Source organism: Microbacterium sp. LWH10-1.2 (genome assembly GCF_038397765.1).
GTDB lineage: Bacteria > Actinomycetota > Actinomycetes > Actinomycetales > Microbacteriaceae > Microbacterium > Microbacterium natoriense.
This window is the reverse complement of sequence record NZ_CP151638.1, coordinates 3,240,128-3,259,350: the sequence shown is the minus strand read 5'-3', so window position 1 is coordinate 3,259,350 and position 19,223 is coordinate 3,240,128. Positions and strand designations below refer to the sequence as shown.

General features: G+C 69.6%; 14 protein-coding genes. 9 read left to right on the top strand and 5 right to left on the bottom strand.

Translation table 11 applies throughout. The annotated features are described in order from the left end of the window. Positions 1-8: 8 nt before the first annotated feature. Positions 9-608, bottom strand: coding sequence for an FMN-binding negative transcriptional regulator (locus MRBLWH10_RS15235; protein ID WP_341940559.1), 600 nt, complete (start codon positions 606-608; stop codon positions 9-11). Next, positions 608-1,543, bottom strand: coding sequence for a DMT family transporter (locus tag MRBLWH10_RS15230; protein ID WP_341940558.1), 936 nt, complete (start codon positions 1,541-1,543; stop codon positions 608-610). Before MRBLWH10_RS15230 ends, MRBLWH10_RS15235 begins: the two co-directional genes overlap by 1 nt. On the opposite strand from MRBLWH10_RS15230, the gene MRBLWH10_RS15225 reads away from it, so the two are divergent. Continuing rightward, entirely contained in the window at positions 1,542-2,948 is a 1,407-nt protein-coding gene (locus MRBLWH10_RS15225) for a PLP-dependent aminotransferase family protein (protein WP_341940557.1), read from the top strand. The genes MRBLWH10_RS15230 and MRBLWH10_RS15225 overlap by 2 nt on opposite strands. A gap of 19 nt (positions 2,949-2,967) precedes the next feature. Further along, entirely contained in the window at positions 2,968-4,146 is a 1,179-nt protein-coding gene (locus MRBLWH10_RS15220; protein ID WP_341940556.1) for an SLC13 family permease, read from the top strand. Positions 4,147-4,155: 9 nt separating this feature from the next. Here the strand turns inward: MRBLWH10_RS15220 and MRBLWH10_RS15215 are convergent, their stop codons facing one another. Beyond that, positions 4,156-6,129: an APC family permease gene (locus tag MRBLWH10_RS15215; protein WP_341942599.1), complete on the bottom strand. Its 1,974-nt coding sequence runs from the start codon at positions 6,127-6,129 to the stop codon at positions 4,156-4,158. A gap of 226 nt (positions 6,130-6,355) precedes the next feature. Between MRBLWH10_RS15215 and MRBLWH10_RS15210 the strand changes: the two genes are divergently transcribed. Both MRBLWH10_RS15210 and MRBLWH10_RS15205 read left to right on the top strand, forming a co-directional pair. After that, a complete protein-coding gene (locus tag MRBLWH10_RS15210; protein ID WP_341940555.1) occupies positions 6,356-7,444 on the top strand; it encodes a VanZ family protein in 1,089 nt (362 codons plus the stop codon). A 58-nt stretch (positions 7,445-7,502) separates the two neighbouring features. Then, the gene (locus MRBLWH10_RS15205) at positions 7,503-8,201 is read left to right on the top strand and encodes a GTP pyrophosphokinase family protein (RefSeq protein WP_105673243.1); all 699 of its coding nucleotides are present in this window, start codon (positions 7,503-7,505) and stop codon (positions 8,199-8,201) included. A gap of 125 nt (positions 8,202-8,326) precedes the next feature. Here the strand turns inward: MRBLWH10_RS15205 and MRBLWH10_RS15200 are convergent, their stop codons facing one another. Then, positions 8,327-10,177, bottom strand: a complete 1,851-nt coding sequence (locus MRBLWH10_RS15200; protein WP_341940554.1) for a glycoside hydrolase family 2 TIM barrel-domain containing protein — start codon at positions 10,175-10,177, stop codon at positions 8,327-8,329. 78 nt (positions 10,178-10,255) lie between these two features. Next, positions 10,256-11,290, bottom strand: coding sequence for a LacI family DNA-binding transcriptional regulator (locus tag MRBLWH10_RS15195; protein ID WP_341940553.1), 1,035 nt, complete (start codon positions 11,288-11,290; stop codon positions 10,256-10,258). 163 nt (positions 11,291-11,453) lie between these two features. On the opposite strand from MRBLWH10_RS15195, the gene MRBLWH10_RS15190 reads away from it, so the two are divergent. The 5 genes from MRBLWH10_RS15190 to MRBLWH10_RS15170 all read left to right on the top strand — a co-directional run bounded on the left by MRBLWH10_RS15190 (position 11,454) and on the right by MRBLWH10_RS15170 (position 19,180). Next, positions 11,454-12,767 (top strand): sugar ABC transporter substrate-binding protein, encoded by a 1,314-nt coding sequence (locus MRBLWH10_RS15190; protein ID WP_341940552.1) that lies wholly within the window; start codon positions 11,454-11,456, stop codon positions 12,765-12,767. A gap of 68 nt (positions 12,768-12,835) precedes the next feature. Beyond that, complete coding sequence (locus MRBLWH10_RS15185; protein WP_341940551.1) at positions 12,836-13,741, top strand: sugar ABC transporter permease; 906 nt, start codon at positions 12,836-12,838, stop codon at positions 13,739-13,741. Positions 13,742-13,747: 6 nt separating this feature from the next. After that, complete coding sequence (locus MRBLWH10_RS15180) at positions 13,748-14,599, top strand: carbohydrate ABC transporter permease (protein ID WP_341940550.1); 852 nt, start codon at positions 13,748-13,750, stop codon at positions 14,597-14,599. After that, on the top strand, positions 14,596-16,749 hold the full coding sequence (locus tag MRBLWH10_RS15175) for a family 43 glycosylhydrolase (protein ID WP_341940549.1): 2,154 nt from the start codon (positions 14,596-14,598) through the stop codon (positions 16,747-16,749). The genes MRBLWH10_RS15180 and MRBLWH10_RS15175 overlap by 4 nt, the downstream gene beginning before the upstream one ends. A gap of 46 nt (positions 16,750-16,795) precedes the next feature. Continuing rightward, positions 16,796-19,180, top strand: coding sequence for a family 16 glycoside hydrolase (locus MRBLWH10_RS15170; RefSeq protein ID WP_341940548.1), 2,385 nt, complete (start codon positions 16,796-16,798; stop codon positions 19,178-19,180). Positions 19,181-19,223 lie beyond the last annotated feature (43 nt).

Here is a 19,223-nt window from a genome sequence, read left to right as displayed (position 1 = left end):
CCGCGCGGTCACCCCTGGATGCGCCGCATCTCCTGGGCGAGCGGGCCGTTGGTCTCATCGAACCGCCGCGTGATGCGCTCGCGCACCTCCGGCTGCTTGTTCTGGCTGAGCTTCGCCCTGGCGTCGAACCGGGTGACCCGCATGCGCAGGCCCACCGTGCCCTTGGCCGCACGGCGCGTGCCCTCCTCGTCGTCGCTCAGGCTGCGGCCGTGCGCCCTGTGCTGCTCGAAGTGGTCGGTGAGGCGGGAGAGCATCGCGTAGTTCTCCTCCTCGTCCAGGATCACGGGCGTGCCGTAGAGATGTGCGGTCACGTGGTTCCAGGTGGGCACCAGGTCTCCCGGTTCGTAGAGGCTCGGCGAGACGTAGTCGTGCGGTCCCTGGATGATCACGAGCACCTCGTGCGCGCCGAGCTCGTGCAGCTGCTCGTCGGGTCGGCCGAAGTGGCTGGCGATCACGATGCCGCTCTCGTCCTCGTCGAGCAGCACGGGGTAGTGCGATGCGACGAGGCCGGTGGATGCCGGCGACACGAACGTCGCCCACGGGTTGCCGCGGATGAGCCGCTTGACCTCCTCCTGGTCGGTCATCAGGTAGCGGGGCGTGTGGCGCATCAGGACTCCTCGGTCGATCGCGTGGGGGTGAGCCGGGTGCGCACGGCCAGCGCGGCGCACGCGATCACGGCCAGACCGCCGAGCACGGTCGCCCAGCCGATCTGCTCGTGCAGCAGGAGCGCCGCCCAGATGATCGTGATCACGGGCTGGGCCAGCTGCACCTGGCTGACCTGCGCCATCGGGCCGATCGCGAGGCCGCGGTACCAGGCGAAGAAGCCGAGGAACATGCTCACGACGGCGAGGTAGGAGAAGGCCAGCCAGTCGACGGGCGTGGCATTCGGAGGATCGGCGGCGACCGAGACCGTGGTGAGCGCGATCATCAGCGGTGCGGCGAGCACGAGCGCCCACGAGACCGTCTGCCACGAGCCGAGCTCGCGTGCGAGCAGGCCGCCCTCCGCGTATCCGATCGCCGCGGCGAGCACGGCGCAGAACAGCAGCAGGTCCGACCACTGCAGCCCGCCGAAACCGCCGTTCTGCAGCGATGCGAAGGCGACGGCGGCGGCCGCGCCCAGGATGGCGAAGACCCAGAAGGATGCCGCGGGTCGCTCCTTCGTGCGCAGCACGACCATGACGGCGGTCGCCGCGGGGAGCAGGCCGATCACGACAGCGCTGTGTCCGGCGGGGGCGATCGTCAGCGCGAACGAGGTGAGCAGCGGGAAGCCGGCGACGACACCGCCGGCGACGACGGCCAGGCGCGCCCACTGCGAACGGGTCGGCGGATGCTGTCGGGTCGCCGCCAGCGCGATCGCCGCGAGTCCGGCGGCGACGACCGCGCGTCCGGCGCCGATGAAGAGAGGGGAGAGGCCGCCCACGGCGATGCGGGTGAACGGCACCGTGAACGAGAACGCGAGGATGCCGAGGAGACCCCACCAGAGGCCGGCGCGCGAGGATAGCGCTTTCGGCTGATCGAGGATAACGCTACTCTGATCTTTCATGAGTCAGGATAGCACCGACCGAATCGTCGCCGGATTGCGCGGATGGATCGCCGCTGCCCCTCCGGGGGCCCGGGTGCCGTCGAACCGCGCGCTGACCGCCGAGTACGGCGCGAGCCCCGTGACGGTGCAGAAGGCGATGCGCCGGCTCGTGGGCCTGGGGCTCGTGGAGTCGAGGCCGGGCGTCGGCACGTTCGTGCGCGCCGTGCGCGCGGCGCGGTCGGTCGACTACGGCTGGCAGACCGGAGCCCTCGGCGCTCCTCCGAACCGCACGTCAGCGCTCGCATCGGCGCAGCGCGTCGCCGCCCCCGACGCGATCGGACTGCACGCGGGGTATCCCGCGGTCGAGCTGCTCCCCGAGCGTCTGGTGCGTCAGGCGCTCGCGCGCGTCTCCCGCACCGAGATCGCGATGACCAGGGCGCCGGCGGCGGGTGTCCCTGATCTGCAGGCGTGGTTCGCCGGGGAGCTCGCGGCATCCGCCCCTGCCGGTGTCACCCCGGCGGCGGCGCGGGACGCGCTGATCATCTCCGGCAGCCAGAGCGGACTGAGCTCGATCTTCCGCGCGGTGGTCGGGCCGGGCCGGCCGCTGCTGATCGAGTCGCCCTCCTACTGGGGCGCCATGCTCGCGGCGGAGCAGGCCGGGGTCGTGCTGGTGCCGATCCCCTCGGGACCGGCGGGGCCCGACCCGGATGCCGTGGAGCGGGCGTTCGCGCAGACCGGAGCCCGCGCATTCTACGCGCAGCCGACGTTCGCGAACCCGACCGGCGCGCAGTGGCCGGCGGAGACCGCGCACGCGGTGCTGGAGAGCGTGCGGAGACACGGCGCCTTCCTCATCGAAGACGACTGGGCGCACGATCTCGGCATCGATGCGGAGCCGCGTCCGCTCGCCGCGCTCGACGACGACGGACACGTCGTGTACCTGCGATCGCTCACGAAGAGCGTGTCGCCGGCGCTCCGCGTCGCGGCGGTGATCGCGCGAGGACCGGCCAGGGAGCGCATCCTGGGCGACCGCGCGGCGGGATCGATGTACGTCAGCGGTCTGCTCCAGGTCGCCGCGCTCGAGGTGGTCACGCAGCCGGGCTGGCGCACGCACCTCCGCGGCCTCCGCGAGCAGCTGCGCTCCCGGCGCGACCTGATGCTCTCGTGCCTCGCCGAGCACGCCCCGCTCGCGACCGTCGAGACCGTGCCCGTCGGCGGGCTGAACCTCTGGGTGCGGCTGCCCGAGGGGTCCGACGTGGGGCAGATCGCCCGCGAGTGCGAGGTCCGCGGACTGATCGTCGCCCCCGGCGCCGAGTGGTTCCCCGCGGAGCCGTCCGGGCCCTTCGTGCGGCTCAACTACGCGAGCGCCGATCCGGCCCGTTTCGCCGAGGCGGCCGGCATCCTGGGCGGCGTTCTCGAGGCGCGCTGAGGAGGTCTACACTCGCGAGGTGGGCGCACCGACTCGACGGATCAGCGCGGGGACGGTGATCATCCTCGCGCTCGTCGCCGTCGCGGCGGTCTGCGTGCTCACGGGGCTCCTCCCGACGAACGACGCCGAGGCGCTCGGACTGCGCATCGCGCCGGTCATGGGCTTCGTCATCGCGATCACGGTCGTCGCCGAGCTCGCCAGGGATGCCGCCGTGTTCGACGTGCTCTCCCAGCATCTCGCCCGCTGGGGTCGAGGGTGGGTGATCGGCCTGTGGGCCGCCGTCGTGGCGCTCGCCGTCGTGAGCACGGTGTTCCTGTCGCTCGACACCACCGCCGTGATCGTCACCCCGGTCGTGGTGGTCCTGGCGCAGAGCATCGGGGTGAGCCCGCTGCCGTTCGCCCTCGCCACCGTGTGGCTGGCGAACACGGCATCCCTCGCGCTCCCCGTCTCGAACCTCACCAACCTCCTCGCCGCGCAGCGCATGGGCGGCGATCCGGGGGCGTTCCTCGCGCTCAGCTGGGCGCCCACGCTCGTCGGCATCGCGATCCCGGTCGCGATCCTCACCATCGCGCATCGCCGCACGCTGTTCGCCGCCTACCGCGTGCCCACGGGCGGCGCGCCCTCCGACCGCATCCTGTTCTGGAGCGCCACCGGGGTGCTGATCGTGCTCATGCCGCTACTGGCCGTCATGACGGAGGTCTGGATCCCCGCGACGGCCGCGGCGTGCGCCCTCGTCGTCCTCTTCGCCGTCCGCCGAAGGCATGTGCTGCGCCTGTCACTCATCCCGTGGCGTGCGCTCGGCCTGGCCGGTGCGCTGTTCGTGCTGGTGGAGACCGCGCACGCGCAGGGCATCCTGGGGTTCCTCGACGCGCTCGCGTCGTCGGGTGACGGCCCCGGCCAACTCCTGGGGCTCGCGGCGGCGGGAGCGGTGGCGGCGAACGGCGTGAACAACCTCCCGGCCTACCTGATCCTCGAACCCTCCGCGCACGGACCCGTCGCGCTCATGGCTCTGCTGATCGGCGTGAACCTCGGGCCGCTCATCACCCCGTGGGCGTCACTGGCCACCCTGCTCTGGCACCACCGGGTCGTCTCCCTCGGCGTCGACATCCGCTGGGGCCGCTTCATGCTCTGGGGTGCAGCGGTGGCCGTGCCGACCGTGGTCGTCGCGGCGCTGGTGCTCAGCCTCGTCGCTGGCTGAGCACCAGCCTCAGGCCTCGTTCGCGCCCTTCTTCGCCGTCGGGTCCTCCGACGGCGGCCCCTCGGGGCGGTGGGCGCGTCGTCCGTTCACGACGACGGGGCGACCGGCGCGCTCCTGGCCCGGCAGCGGACGCGAACGGCGGCCGTAGATGAGCTCCGACGAGTCGAGCAGCCACGGCACGAGCGTGATGGAGACGCCGTGGATGAGCATCAGCTGGTTGGCGATGCGCCTCGACCGGCGGTTGTGCAGGAACGTCTCCCACCAGTGGCCCACGATGTACTGCGGCAGGTAGACCGTCACGACCGACGATCCGTGCTTCGCCCGGTACTTCTTGATGAAGCCGGCGATGGGCTGCGCGAAGGAGCGGTACGGCGACTCCACGATCACGAGCGGGATCGGCATCAGGTGATCCTCCCACTCCTTCTGGAGCGCGGCGGCCTCCTCGGCGGAGACGGCGACGTGGATCGCCATCGTCTTGCCGTGCTTGGCGGCGATCGCGTAGTCGACGGCCTTCACGACGGGCTTCTGCAGCTTGCTGACGAGGACGAGCGCGACGTCTCCCGTGGCGCCGAACTTCGTGATGTCGTCGATCGCGATCTCGTGCTCGACGTCGCGGTAGTACCGCTTCACGCCCAGCATCAGGAACGCCAGGACCGGGATCGCGATGAACACGAGGTACGCGCCGTGCGTGAACTTGGTGATCGTCACGATCACGAGCACGAAGACCGTCAGCGTCGCGCCGATCGTGTTGATGACGAGGCCCACCTTCGCGCCCTGGCGATCGGATGCCGAGACGCTGCCGTCCGTCTGCCGCAGCAGCCGTTTCCAGTGCCGCACCATGCCGATCTGCCCGAGCGAGAACGACACGAAGACGCCGATGATGTACAGCTGGATGAGGGTGGTCAGCTTCGCCTGGAACACCACCAGCACGATGATCGCGGCGATGCCGAGCACGATCATGCCGTTCGAGAACACGAGGCGGTCGCCGCGGGTGTTCAGCGACTTGGGCGCGTAGCCGTCGCGGGCGAGCACGGCGCCCAGCAGCGGGAAGCCGTTGAACGCGGTGTTGGCCGCGAGCAGCAGCACGCAGGCGGTCGCCGCCTGCACGATGAAGAACGGGATGCTGCCGCCGCCGAAGGTCGCGGCGGCGATCTGCGCCATCACGCTGGGCTGCGGCTTCGAGCAGTCGAAGCCGATCAGGTCGCAGGCGTTCTCGGCGTAGTGGACGTTCGTGATGAGCCCCATGGCGGTGAGACCGGCGAACAGCAGGGCGGCGATGGAGCCCATCATCACCAGGGTCGTCTGGGCGTTGCGGATCTTCGGGGCGCGGAACGCCTGCACGCCGTTGGACACGGCCTCGACGCCGGTGAGGGCGGAGCATCCGCTCGAGAAGGCGCGCAGGATGAGCAGGATGATGGCGGCATCCGCGAGGTGCTCGCCCTGGATCTGATACGCGGCGCTGTCGGCCACGGGGGCGTCGCCGAGGAAGGTGCGGATGAGACCGGTGACGATCATGACGCCGACCGAGCCGATGAACAGGTACGTCGGGATCGCGAACACCGTGGACGCCTCGCGCACGCCGCGCAGGTTCACGATGACGATGAGGACGACGAAGCCCACCGCGAGCTCCACCCGGAGCGGGTCGAGCTCGGGGACCGCGGAGATGATGTTGTCGACTCCGGAGGCGATCGACACCGAGACGGTGAGGATGTAGTCGACCAGGAGGGCGGCCGCGACGATCACTCCGGGGATCTCGCCGAGGTTCTTCGACGCGACCTCGTAGTCGCCGCCGCCGGACGGGTACGCCTTGATGAGCTGGCGGTAGCTCAGCACGACCACGATCAGCAGGACGACGACGGCTGCGGCGACCCATGGCGCGAAGGTGAGGAACGCCAGCCCGCCGAGCGCGAGCGTCAGCAGCATCTCCTGCGGACCGTACGCGACCGAGCTCAACGCGTCGGACGCGAAGATCGGCAGCGCCATGCGCTTGGGGAGCAGTTGGTTGTCGGCCTGCTCGCTCGTCAGCGGGTCTCCGATGAGGATCCGCTTGGCGATCTGCGGTGCGTCCGGATTCTCCCGGGATTCGTCTGACACGTCGGGCGAGCCTACGCCACTCCCCGTGCTCCTCACGACATCCTCACGGAATCCCTACACCCCGCGTGCGCCGCCCTAACGGAATCCTTACGGGGGCGACATAGACTGGGATCCCGTGGGGGATCAAGTGTTTCTGGGGTTCATCGCGATCGCGATCGGAGTGGGATTCGGCATCCTGCTCTTCGTGCCGTTCGTGGCGATCAGCTACCGCCGCCGTGGGAGCCTGAGCTTCGGCCGCACCCTGCTCTGGCTCGCCGCCCTCGTCTACTTCTGGGCGATCTGGACCTACACGCTGCTGCCGCTGCCCGACCCCGAGACGATCCGCTGCGTCGGCATGATCACCGACCCGATGGAGGTCGTGCGCGACGTGCAGAAGGCGCTCGCCGCGCCGGGCAACCCGCTGCGCCACCCCGCGCTGCTGCAGCTCGTCTTCAACGTGCTGCTGTTCGTGCCGCTCGGGGTCTTCCTGCGGGTGCTCGGCGCCCGCGGCATCCCCACCGCCCTCGCTGTCGGGTTCGGTCTCTCGCTCCTCATCGAGACCACGCAGCTGACCGGCGTCTGGGGCCTGTACCCCTGCGCTTACCGGTTCTTCGACGTCGGCGACCTGATGACCAACACGACGGGCGCGGTGCTCGGCTCGGTGTTCGCGCTCGTGGTGCCGCGTTCCCTGCGCGGCGTGCGCGTGCGTGCGGATGCCGGCGAGCCGCGACCCGTGACGCGCGGACGTCGCGCGATCGCGATGCTCTGCGACGCCCTCGCCTACGGCTTCGTGATGTACGGAGTCGCGGTGGTCACGCAGCTGTGGTTCGAGTACGTCCTGCACGATCGGCAGACCGTCCTCGACGGACGCCTCGCCGAGGTGATGGGCATCTCGGCGGCGTCAGGGCTGTGGCTGCTCATCATCCTGATCAGCGGGCGGTCGGTGGGCGACCTGGCGGTGCAGCTGCGCTACGCCGGGTCGCGGATGCCGGTGGCGCTGACCCGTCCGCTGCGCTGGGTCGCGGGCATCGGCGGCATCGGGGCCCTGCCTCTGCTCGGCGACGCCTTCGACGGGATCTCGTCCCTCCTCATCCTCGCGTCCGTCGTGCTGCTGTTCACGACGCGTCTCGGCCGTGGCCTCCCCGGGCTCGTCACCGGACAGGAGCTCGTCGACGCGAGAGGCGAAATCGAGCTGACCGCGGAGTCGCGCACCGCCGGTGCCTGAGCGCCGTTCATCGACGATGCACAGGGATTTCCGATCACGAGTGCGTAGCGTCGTGAGCATGAGCACGGTTTCCGTCGACGAGAGCGCGATCACCGAGGCGAAAGAGCTCAGGGATCAGTTCCAGCGCTTCCTCCGCGAGTACGAGTTCGGCATGCGCGAGGTCGAGACGAAGATCTCGATCCTGCGCGACGAGTTCACCCACGATCACGCGTACAACCCCATCGAGCACGTGAAGAGCCGGGTGAAGTCGCCGGACAGCATCGTGGAGAAGATCGCGCGCAAGGGCATCGAGGAGCCCGACTTCGACCGCATCCGCGAGGAGATCACCGACATCGCCGGTGTCCGCGTGACCTGCAGCTTCATCGCCGACGTCTACCGGCTGTTCGATCTGCTCACCGCGCAGGACGACATCACCGTGCGGATCGTGAAGGACTACATCAAGAACCCCAAGCCCAACGGGTACAAGAGCCTGCACGCCATCCTCGAGGTGCCGGTGTTCCTCTCCACGGGGGCGCTGTCGGTGCCGGTCGAGGTGCAGTTCCGCACGATAGCGATGGACTTCTGGGCCAGCCTCGAGCACAAGATCTACTACAAGTTCTCGAATCAGGTGCCCTCGCACCTCGTCGACAGCCTGACGGATGCTGCGGATGCCGCGGCCGAGCTCGACAGTCGCATGGAGCGCCTGCACCGCGAGGCGCACGGGGTGCCGCGGCGTCAGCTGGCGCCCCCGCCCCCTCCGCGCATCATCGGCGTCTGACCCGGCATCCGCCTGCCGCCGCATCCGAAATTCGGACGATCACCCGTTTTTCGGACGATCCGCGCGGAATCGTCCGAAAAAGCGACATGCGTCCGAAGTTCGGAAGCCGGGAGCGCGGGGCGGGGCTAGGCGTGGAAGACGGGGGATGCGGCGGGCAGCTCGGCGCCGCCGGTGATCATCCGCCGAAGTCGATCGACGGGGATCTTCGGCACGCGGTTCTCGTCGGTGAGTCCGTTGGTCTCCTGCGCCGTGTCGGTCAGCTGCGTGTAGCACCATCCGGCCAGCGGGGCGCAGTCCCGGACCGCGGAGAACAGCGTGGAGAGATGCGCCTCCAGTGCCTCGTCCGAGGCGACGGTCCGGTAGCCCCAGGTGCCGTCGGCGGCGCGGTCGACGCTCACGCCGCCGAACTCGCTGAGCAGCAGGGGCCGTCCGGCGGTGTCGGATGACTCCTCCGGCGTGCCCACGAGCATGCGCCGGCCGTTCGGGGCGATGCCGTCGAGGGTCTGCCGCACGGCATCGGATGTGCCGTAGCGCGCCCGCAGCACCGCGGAGTCGTTCTCGTAGTCGTGCACGGTGAACAGGTCGGAGCGGGTGTGCTCCCACCCGTCGTTCGACACGACCAGACGGGAGCCGTCGAGCGTCTTCGTCAGGTGGTAGAGCGTGCGGGCCAGCTCGCGCTCCTCGGAGACCTGTGCGATCCGGTCGACCCCCCAGCTCTCGTTGAGCGGCACCCACACGATGATGCTGGGGTGCGACGAGTCCCGCCGAACCACGGCCGTCCACTCGCTCACCAGCCGCTCGACCGCGAGCGCGGAGAACTCGTACACGCTCGGCATCTCAGCCCACACGAGAAGACCCAGGCGATCGGTCCAGTAGAGGAAGCGCGGGTCCTCGATCTTCTGGTGCACGCGCACCGAGGTGAACCCGAGGTCCTTGATGAGCTGCGCCTCGTGTCGCAGGGCGTCGGCGTCCGGGGCCGCGAGATGCGACTGCGGCCAGTAGCCCTGGGAGAGCACCGCGCGCACGGCGACCGGCCGGTCGTTGACGAGCACCCGGCCGCCGTCGGTCCCCACCGAGCGGATGCCGAGGTACGAGCCGATCCGGTCGGAATCGCCGTGCGGCGGCAGCAGCTCCACCGCCGCGTCGAGCAGCAGTGGATGCTCGGGGGTCCACAGCCAGGCATCCCGTGCCTGGCCGTTGCGCAGTGCGGGGAGGGAGAGCGTGAGCGTCTGGCGGGGTCCGGTGAGCTCCGTCACCTGTGCCGCGGCCACCTCCTCTCCGCGGGTGATGCGCACCGAGAGTCGGGTTCCCGGCGACGGGTGGCCGTCGAGCTCGACCGAGAGGCGCACGACGGCGGCATCCGGATCGGTGCTCCAGGTGAGCCTGCGCACGTGACGGGCGGGCACCGACTCCAGCCACACGGGCTGCCAGATGCCGCTGGTGCGGTCGTACCAGACGACGTGGCGCCGCTCCTCCCAGTCCTGCTTGCCCCGGGGCTGCGCGAGGTCCAGGGGGTCGTCCTCTGCGCGCACGACGAGGTCGAAGCCGGCTGCCGCGCTCTCCGGCACCACCACCGTGAACGGCGTGTGGCCCCCCTCATGCGCTCCGAGGTGGGCGCCGTCGATCCAGACGTCGGCCCGGTGGTCCACCGCGCCGAAGTGCAGCAGCAGCGTGCGGCCTCCCTCGTGACCTGCCTCAGCCACCTCGGCCGCGGCAACGGTGCGTCGGTACCAGAGCACGCGATGGAGCCCGGTGTCGCCGATGCCCGACGCGGGCGACTCCGGGGGGAACGGCACGATGATCTCCCCGGCGATCTCCGCCGGATCCTGCGCCCAGCCCTCCGCGATCCCGCGGTCATCCGGGTCGACGGCGAACCGCCAGGGGCCGGAGAGATCGGCCCATGAGGCGCGGACGAGCTGCGGGCGGGGGTACCGGCCGTCTTGGCTGCTGGCCGACGCGAGGCTTTCCTGTGGCATGGCAGGAAGCATATCCAAAACTTGCAGCGCTAGAAAGATGCAATCCAGTGATGGACGCCGATGCGTCGGCGCGATGCCTCAGAGAGGCAGTCGAGCCACAGTGCCGCGGTCGGCGATCGTGTACGGCGCGAGGAGGTGGCGCCCGATGCCGTCGTAGCCGTTCATGCGGTCCTCGAGCAGATCGAGCGCCGACGCCGCGATCGCGCGCTTGTCCGGCGACACGGATGACAGGGCCGGCGTCGCGTACCTGGCCAACGACGTGTCGTCCCAGCCGAGCACCGAGACGTCCTCCGGGACGCGCAGTCCGGCGCTGCTCAGCGCCCTCATCGCGGCCAGCCCGAAGAGGTCGTCGCGGCAGAGGACGGCCTCGGGGGCGACGCCCCTGTCGAGCGCGGCGGTCAGGGCGCGCACGCCGTCGTCGATCCCGAAGCCGTCGCTCTCGATCACGAGCGCAGGGTCGAGCGGGATGCCGGCGCTGATCAGCGCCTCCTGATACCCGAGCAGGCGCAGGTGCGTCGACTCCGCGATCTCCGTGCGCACCGAGGCGAGGAAGGCGATCCGGCGCCGCCCTGTCGCGAGCAGCAGTTCGGTGGCCTCTCGGGCCGCCCGCACGTTGTCGATCATGACGTGGTCGGCGGTGAGCGGGCGCGCGGCCTCGCCGAGCAGCACGAGCGGGGTGTCGGGGCGCAGGCGCGCGATCTCGAGGGTGTCGATGCGGGCGGGGTGGAAGATCACCCCGTCGACCAGTCCCTCCTCGCGGTCGCGGATGACGGCGCGTTCGGCCTCGACGTCGTTCAGCGTCTGCTCCACGATGATCCGGTAGCCGCGGCGGCCGGCCTCCTCGCCGACGCAGCGGGCGATCTCGGCGAAGTACGGCTGATCCATCTCCGGGATCGCGAGCGCGAGCATCCCGGTGCGGCCCGTCGCCAGGCGTCGCGCGGTGAGGTTGGGGCGGTACCCGAGCTCGTCGATCGCCGCCTGCACCCGCTCGCGCATTCGGTCCGACACGTGTTCGTAGTCGTGGACGACGTTCGACACGGTCTTCATCGAGACGCCGGCGAGGGTCGCCACGTCCTGCAATCGCACCCGTCCGCCGGACCTGCCTGTCGCCATTCCGCCATCTTAGGGCCGAACGCGAGGAAGAATCCTTTGACATTTACAGCGCTATACATTAGCGTCCCGAACAGAGCAGTTCCCGCCGGTCCTCCCAGGCCGGATACCCGCAGCGCCGCGGTCGAGGGAGACCGGCGGCTCCTCACACATTCAGGAGAGGCAGATGAGAACACGCACCGCAGCAGTCGCTCTGGTCGCGGCCACCGCCCTGGTTCTGGCCGGATGCTCCGGCGGGGGCTCGGGAGAGCAGTCCGGCGACCGCACGGTCACCTTCATGGGGTGGGGGTCCCCGCAGGAGGTCGACGTCTTCAAGGACATGATCGCGCAGTACGAAAAGAAGTACCCGGGGGTGAAGGTCGACTACATCAGCGTGCCCGCGGCCGACTTCCAGACCAAGCTGCAGACCATGATCGCCGCCAAGAAGACGCCGGACGTCTTCTACATGGTGGGCGAGAACCTGCAGCCGCTCGTGAAGAACGGCGTGATCGCCGATCTCAGCGACTACGTCGCCGACAACGAGATCTTCGACGCCGACAACGTGTGGAAGAACGCGATCGACCTCTGGAAGTTCGACGGCACGACGCCGGGGCAGGGGGCGATCTACGCGCTGCCCAAGGACATCGGCCCCTTCGCCCTCGCCTACAACAAGGATCTCTTCGCGGCGGCCGGCATCCCCGATCCCGACCCCGAGGTCCCCTGGACCTGGGACGAGTTCGTCGCCAACGCCAAGAAGCTGACCTCAGGGGAGGGCGCGGACAAGACCTACGGCACCGCCCCGTACTCGCTCGAGTCCGCGGTGTGGTCGAACGACGCCGACTGGCTGAACGCGGATCACACGAAGGTCTCCGTGACCGACCCGAAGTTCGTCGAGGCCCTGCAGTGGGTCGCCGACCTCTCCCTCAAGGAGGGAGTGGCGCCGAGCTCGGAGGAGGAGAGCTCGCTGGGGAGCTTCCAGCGGTTCATCGACGGCAAGATCGGAATGATGGGAATCGGCCCGTGGAGCCAGGGGCAGTTCTGGGACGAGGTGACGTTCGACTGGGACCTCATGCCGTGGCCCGTCCCGACGCCCACCTCGTCGGAGGCGACCTGGTACGGAGGCGTCGGCTTCGCGGTGTCGAAGGCGAGCAAGAACCCCACAGACGCCGAGAACCTCGCCGCGTTCCTCGCCTTCAACGAAGACGCGCAGCGCACGAACATGGAGAAGGGCCAGGCGGTCCCCAACCTCATCGACATGACGAACGACGAATACCTGGCGATGGACAAGCCGCCGGCCAACAAGCAGCAGTTCATCCGCATCATCGAGGAGGTCGGCCACCGACCCACTCAGACCTTCACCTACAACGGCGACTGGTGGAACGTGTTCTCGTCGAACGTGGCGAGCGTCTATCGGGGCGAGGTGACCGCCGCCGAGTACACGAAGTCGGTGGAGGCGGAGATGCAGACCGCGCTCGACGACGCGATCGCGACGGCGAAGTAGCACCAGACGGACAGGGTCGTCCGGGCCGTGCACCGGCCCGGACGACCCCTCACGAGAGAGGCCCGCCCATGACGGCACCCAGGAGAGCGTCCAGACAGGCGCGCCATGAGCGCACCTGGAGCGTCGTCTTCGTCGCGCCGATCACCCTGCAGCTGCTGCTGTTCTTCGTCGTCCCCGTCTCGGTCGCCGTCTACGCCGGCTTCACCGACTGGAACGTGCTGAGCGGCGAGCAGCACTTCGTCGGAGTCGACAACTTCACGGCGTTCCTCTCCGACCGCAAGTTCTGGATCGCCTCGGGCAACACCCTCTTCATGCTGCTGCCGATCCCGTTCTACCTCGTGTTCGGGCTGTTCTTCGCGATCGCCAGCCACCGCCGCACCCCCGGCAACAAGGTCTTCCGGGTGCTCTACTTCCTGCCCTACGTGTCGTCGATCGTCGCGCTCGTGGTGATGTGGAAGTGGCTCTTCAACTACCAGTTCGGTCCCATCAATCAGGGGCTCAGCGACTGGTTCGGCATCCGCGGGCCCGACTGGCTGGGAGACCCCGCCTGGATCAAGGTCACGATCGTGATCATGATCGTCTGGAAGATGATCGGCATCACGTCGATCTACTACCTCGCCGCCCTCAACAACATCCCCGACAGCTACTACGAGGCCGCGCGGCTCGACGGCGCATCCGGCATCCGGACGTTCTTCTCGATCACCCTGCCGATGCTCTCCCCCGTGACCTTCTTCCTGATCGTGGTCGGCATCGTCGGCTCACTGCAGACCTTCGTCGAGGTGCAGCTGTTCACCAAGAACGGCGGGCCGAACTACAGCGCGGCCACCATCACCTACTACATCTGGGAGAAGGCCTTCGCCTCGAATCAGATGGGCTACGCCTCGGCCGTCGCGGTGTTCTTCGCGCTCGTCATCCTCGTCATCACACTGATCCAGTTCCGGGTGTCCCGGCGCTGGGTACACACGGAGGACTGAACCGACATGGCCACTCTGCGAACCCTCACGGCGCGACGTCGCGCGACGACCGTCGTCTTCTTCGTGCTCGTCCTGCTCGGGGCGCTCACCATGGTGCTGCCGTTCCTGTGGATGGTGTCGACCTCGCTCAAGGAGTCGAAGATGGTCTTCGAGTTCCCGCCGCAGTGGATCCCCGACCCGTTCGACTTCTCGCACTACGTCGACGTGTGGAACGTGGTGCCCCTCGCCTCGGGCCTGCTGAACAGCGCCATCGTCACGCTGCTCGTCGTGGCGATCGGCACCTTCTCGACCACCATGGCGGCGTTCGCGTTCGCCAAGCTGAGCTTCCCGCTCAAGGGGCTGCTGTTCACCCTGCTGCTGGCGACCATGATGGTGCCGGTCATCGTCACGCTCATCCCGCAGTTCCTCGTCTACGCGGAGGTCGGCTGGATCGACACCCTGCTGCCGCTCATCGTGCCGGGCACCCTCGGCAACGTGCTCATGCTGTTCTTCCTGCGGCAGTACATGATGGGACTCTCCACCGAGCTGCTCGACGCCGCCAAGCTCGACGGAGCGGGGTACTTCCGCATCTACTGGAGCGTCTTCCTCCCGCTGTGCCGACCGGCGATCGCCGCCAACGTGATCATCGTCTTCATGGCGACCTGGAACGACTACCTCGGTCCGCTCATCTTCACCAACTCGCCCGACAAGTCGACCGTGCAGCTCGTGGTCGCCTCGCTCACCGGCTACTACGCCGAGCAGACCGACTTCCCGATGGTGATGGCGGCGTCCGTCATCGCCGTGCTCCCCGTGGTCGTGCTGTTCAGCCTCATGCAGCGGCACTTCGTCGACTCGTTCGCGATCAGCGGGATCAAGTGACCGTGGCCGTCTACGAGAACCCGATCGCCCGCGACGGCGACTACGCCGACCCCTTCGTGCTCCGCCATGACGGCCGCTACTACCTCTACTCGACGACCCCGCAGGTGGACTGCTGGAGCTCCGACGACCTCCTGCACTGGGCGCCGGAGGGCCCGACGATCGCGCCGGACGTCTTCCCCGGACTGGTCCCGTTCGCGCCGGAGGTGGTCTACGCCGACGGGGAGTTCCACATGTACACCTCGCCGTCCGGTCAAGGACACCACGTGCTGCGGAGCGAAAGCCCCACCGGTCCGTTCGTCGACGTGAGCGGGAACGTCGGGCACGCGATCGACGGCAACGTGCTCATCGACGATGACGGTCGCCGGTACTTCTACTGGGCGGGCGACGAGGGCATCTGGGGGTGCGAGATGCCCTCGCCGACCGAGTTCGGGGAGCCCGTGCTCACCGGCATCCACATGAACGGCTGGACCGAGGGTCCCTTCGTGGCGAAGCGCGACGGCAGGTACCACATGACGCTCACGGGCAACCACTACCTGAGCGCCGGCTACCGGATCGACGCGGCGTCGAGCGATCATCCGCTCACCGGGTGGAGTCCGGGGCCGCTGAATCCGCTGGTGGTCAGCACCGACCCGGAGTACACCGGGCTCGGGCACAGCTGCAGCATCGTGGGCCCCGACCTGGTGTCGACGTACCTCGTGTTCCACAACATGAACCCCGACCTGACCCGGCATCTGAACATCGACCGTCAGGTGTGGGGCGGCGGTCGGCTGCTCGTGCTCGGGCCGTCGCGCGAGGCCCCCGCCCCCGCGGAGCCGACGCACCGCTGCGCCTGGAACGACGGCGACGCCGCGTCCTGGGAGGTCGAGGGAGGGATGCTGGCCGCCGGTCATCGTTCCGCCGTGCTGACCGGCGCGCTGGACGCCGCTGCGCTCTGGCGCATCGGGGCCGTGCCCGCGCTCACCGCCGAGGTGTCGCTGACGGTGCTCGATGCCGCCGAGCACGGAGTGATGCTCGAGACGGAGGACGGCCGTCGGATCGTGGTCGGGATCGATCGGGACGCGCATCGCGTGCACGCGATCGACGGCGGGGAGCCGGTAGGGAATGCACCGCTCCCGCCAGGCTTCGCGCACGCCGCGCTGCACACGTGGAGGATCGTCGCCGACCACGACCGCATCGAGGTCTTCCTCGACGGACGGCGTCAGCCGCTGGAGCTTGCGCCGCTCGACGCCCCCGCCCTCGTCGGCGTGCATGCGCGGGGCGGCGGCGTGCGCATCGGCCACGTCGCCCTCACCGACACCACTCCCGATGAGTCCGATCGCCGGGCCGTCGTTCCGGTGCCGGGGAGGCTCTGGGCCGCGCTCACGCCCGACGCCCCGTCGACGCAGGGCGAGAGCCTCGCGCTCGCCGCAGGGGAGTCCGCCGGCTACCGCCTGCACGCCGCGCGTGGGGGCGCGTTCTCCCTGCAGCTCGCGGGGGTGTTCTCCGCCGGAGACGTCATCGGGGTGGATGCCGGAGGGGAGAGCACCCGCGTTCCGGTGCGGCACGACGGTCACGTCGTGACGACGGAGATCCGCCTCACGCACGGGGAGAACCCGCTGCGGATCTCCGCCGTGGCAGGCAGGCCCGTCATCGAGCTGATCACGGTCTCGCCGGGACTCGGCGATGGTGACGCGGGCCCGGTCGACGGCGCGCTCTCGGGCTACGGCAAGGCCCTCCTCGATCCGACCCCGCGCGCGGACGTCGACATCGAGGCGGCGCTCGTGTTCACGGCGACCGAGAGCGGCGGACACGGAGACCTCCTGGTGAGGGCGAGCGCCCTCTCCGAGGGGGGAGAGGGCGCAGACACCCGACTCGGCGTGAACTTCCTGCTCGGGTACTCCGTGCAGCTGCACGTCGACCGGGTGGTGCTGGCCCGGCACGACTACGACGAGCGCATCCTCGCCTCCGCAGCGGCGGACATCGATTCCGAGGTGCCGCACCGTGTCGTCGTGAGGCTGCGCGGAGAGCGCATCGCCGTCGAACTCGACGGCGTGCCGATCATCGACGTCGCGGACGTCCTCCCTCACGCCACGGGCGCCACCGGCATCCGTGCGGCGGGCGGAAATCTCCGCGTAGAAGGGCTCGTGGTGCGCGGGATCGCGCACACCTAGACCGGGACGGCGAACGTCCGTCTCGACGAAGAGAAGGAGCAGCGTCATGCAGAGATCATCCACGGGGCGGCGACGACCCTCCCGTCTGACGGCCGTCCTCGCGGCGGCGGTGCTGGGGGCGGCGGGCTTGGTGGCCCTCCCCACGGCGGCTTCGGCCTCACCGGGTTCGGTGGTCGCAGCGCCGTCGTCGCCGAGCGGCGCGGAGAACAACGACTACCCGCGCATCATCCGGCTGGGCGCCAGCGCAGACCAGAGCCGGCGGGGTGACCTGCTGGTGATGTACAGCGTCAACGACACCGGCGTGCGCACCCACTCCGTCGTCAAGCGGAGCACCGACGGCGGCCAGACCTGGTCGACGCTGAGCACCCTCTACTCGCCGACCGCCGGGTGGGGCATCTACTTCGGATCGATGTACGAGCTGCCGCAGGCAGCCGGAGGTCTGCCCGCCGGCACGATCATCGCCGCGGGCAACGCCTGGGACAACGTGAACTGGTCGAATCAGGAGGTGCAGACCTTCATCAGCACCGACTACGGAGCCACCTGGATCCGCCGCGGCAACTGCGTGACGAAGTCGGGGGCGCCCAACCAGGTGTCCACGGGCCTGTGGGAGCCGGAGATCGTGCTGAACGCCAACGGCGACCTCGCCTGCCATTTCTCCGATGAGCGTCTGCGCTCCTCCGGCTACAGCCAGAAGCTCGTGATGACGACGTCGTCCGACGGCGGCGCGACCTGGGGCAGCCAGACGGACGTCGTCGCGGTGGGGGACAGCAGCTCGCGCCCCGGCATGCCGATCGTGCGGAAGCTGCCCAACGGCACCTACGCGCTGGGCTACGAGCTGTGCCGCGACTCGGTGGGCAACGCCGACCAGACCTGTCGCGTCTACCTGAAGACCTCGCCGGACGGAGCCTCGTGGGGGTCGGCGACCGACCTCGGCACCCTCGTGCAGACGGCGGACGGCCGTCAGCTGCTGCACACCCCCGCACTCGCGTGGAGTCCGGCCGGAGGTCCGAACGGCACCCTCATCATGTCCGGCCAGCGGGTCGTCACGGGGGCGGACGGTCCGACGACGGTCGTCAAGCCCGAGTCGGGACGCGTGGTGTTCACCAACACCAACCTCGGCGTCGGCGCCTGGGAGGCGGTATCGGCGCCGATGACGATCGACCCCACCGGCGACTACAACAACGGACCGGGCAAGCACTGCGCCAACTACAGCCCGAGCATCGTGCCGACGGCATCCGGGTCGGCGATCATGATGGTCTCCCCCAAGTTCGTCGCCGGGTCGACCACGAGGTGCGACGTGCGGTTCGGCACCGGCCCGGTGGGCGCTCTTCCCCTCTATGCGCCGTTCGACTCCGGCAACGACATGGGCTGGTCCACGTACGGCGGCGCATGGTCGGTGAGCGGCGGGGTCTACTCCCAGGCCGGAGCCTCCAGCGGACCGAAGTCCCTGGTGGGCTCGACGGGATGGACCGACGTGACGCTCGACACCGACATCCGCCTCGACACCACCGGTCAGGCCGGCGTGCTGCTGCGCACCCGCGCACCAGCGGTCGGCGCCGACGCGCACGCGGGGTACTACGTCGGCGTCGAGACCAACGGCACGATCTTCATCGGCAAGCAGAACAACAACTGGACCTCACTCGCCCTGCAGAACGTGACCGGCGGCGTGAGCGCCGGCACCTGGTACCACCTCACGGCGAGCATCGTCGGCTGCACGATCACCGCCACGATCAAGCCCGACAACGGCACGGCATCCACCACGGCGACCGCGACCGACGCCGGATGCTTCGCCTCGGGTCAGGCGGGGGTGCGCACGCACCTGAGCTCGGCGTCGTTCCGCAACCTCCAGGTCACCCAGGCCGGCGCGTCGACGGCGGCCGCCTACGCCGACTCGTGGGCATCCGGCGCCTCGACGGGGTGGACGGGGTACGGCGGCAGCTGGTCGACGATCGCCGGCGGCATCGAACGTCAGTCGGCATCCGCGACCGACGGTCCGAAGTTCGCGTCTCCGATCGCCGGTGACGCGTACACGGTGTCGTCCGACGTGCGGCTCACGTCGCTGACCGCGCCGAGCGGAAACGCCGGCGTGCTCGCGCGGATGACCTCTCCCGGAGTCGGCCCCGATGCGTACACGGGCTACTTCGCCGGCGTCGACGGCAGCACCGGACGGCTGTCGCTCGGCAAGGCGAACGGGTCGTGGACGCCGCTCGCCGACACCGGGGTGCCCGGCGGCGTGCAGGTGAACTCCTGGTACCGGGTCACGCTCCGCACCTCGGGCTGCACCATCACCGCGACGGGGCAGCGCACCTCGTCGTGGGACCAGGCCAGGGTGTCGGTGACGGATCCGTCGTGCGCGACCGGTGGAACCGCCGGAGTCCGCGCGATGCTCGCCGCGGCCGACTTCAGGGAGTTCCTGGTCTCGAAGGGCTGACGACAGGCATCCGCTCTTCGGGTGATCCCCCGTTTCTCGGACG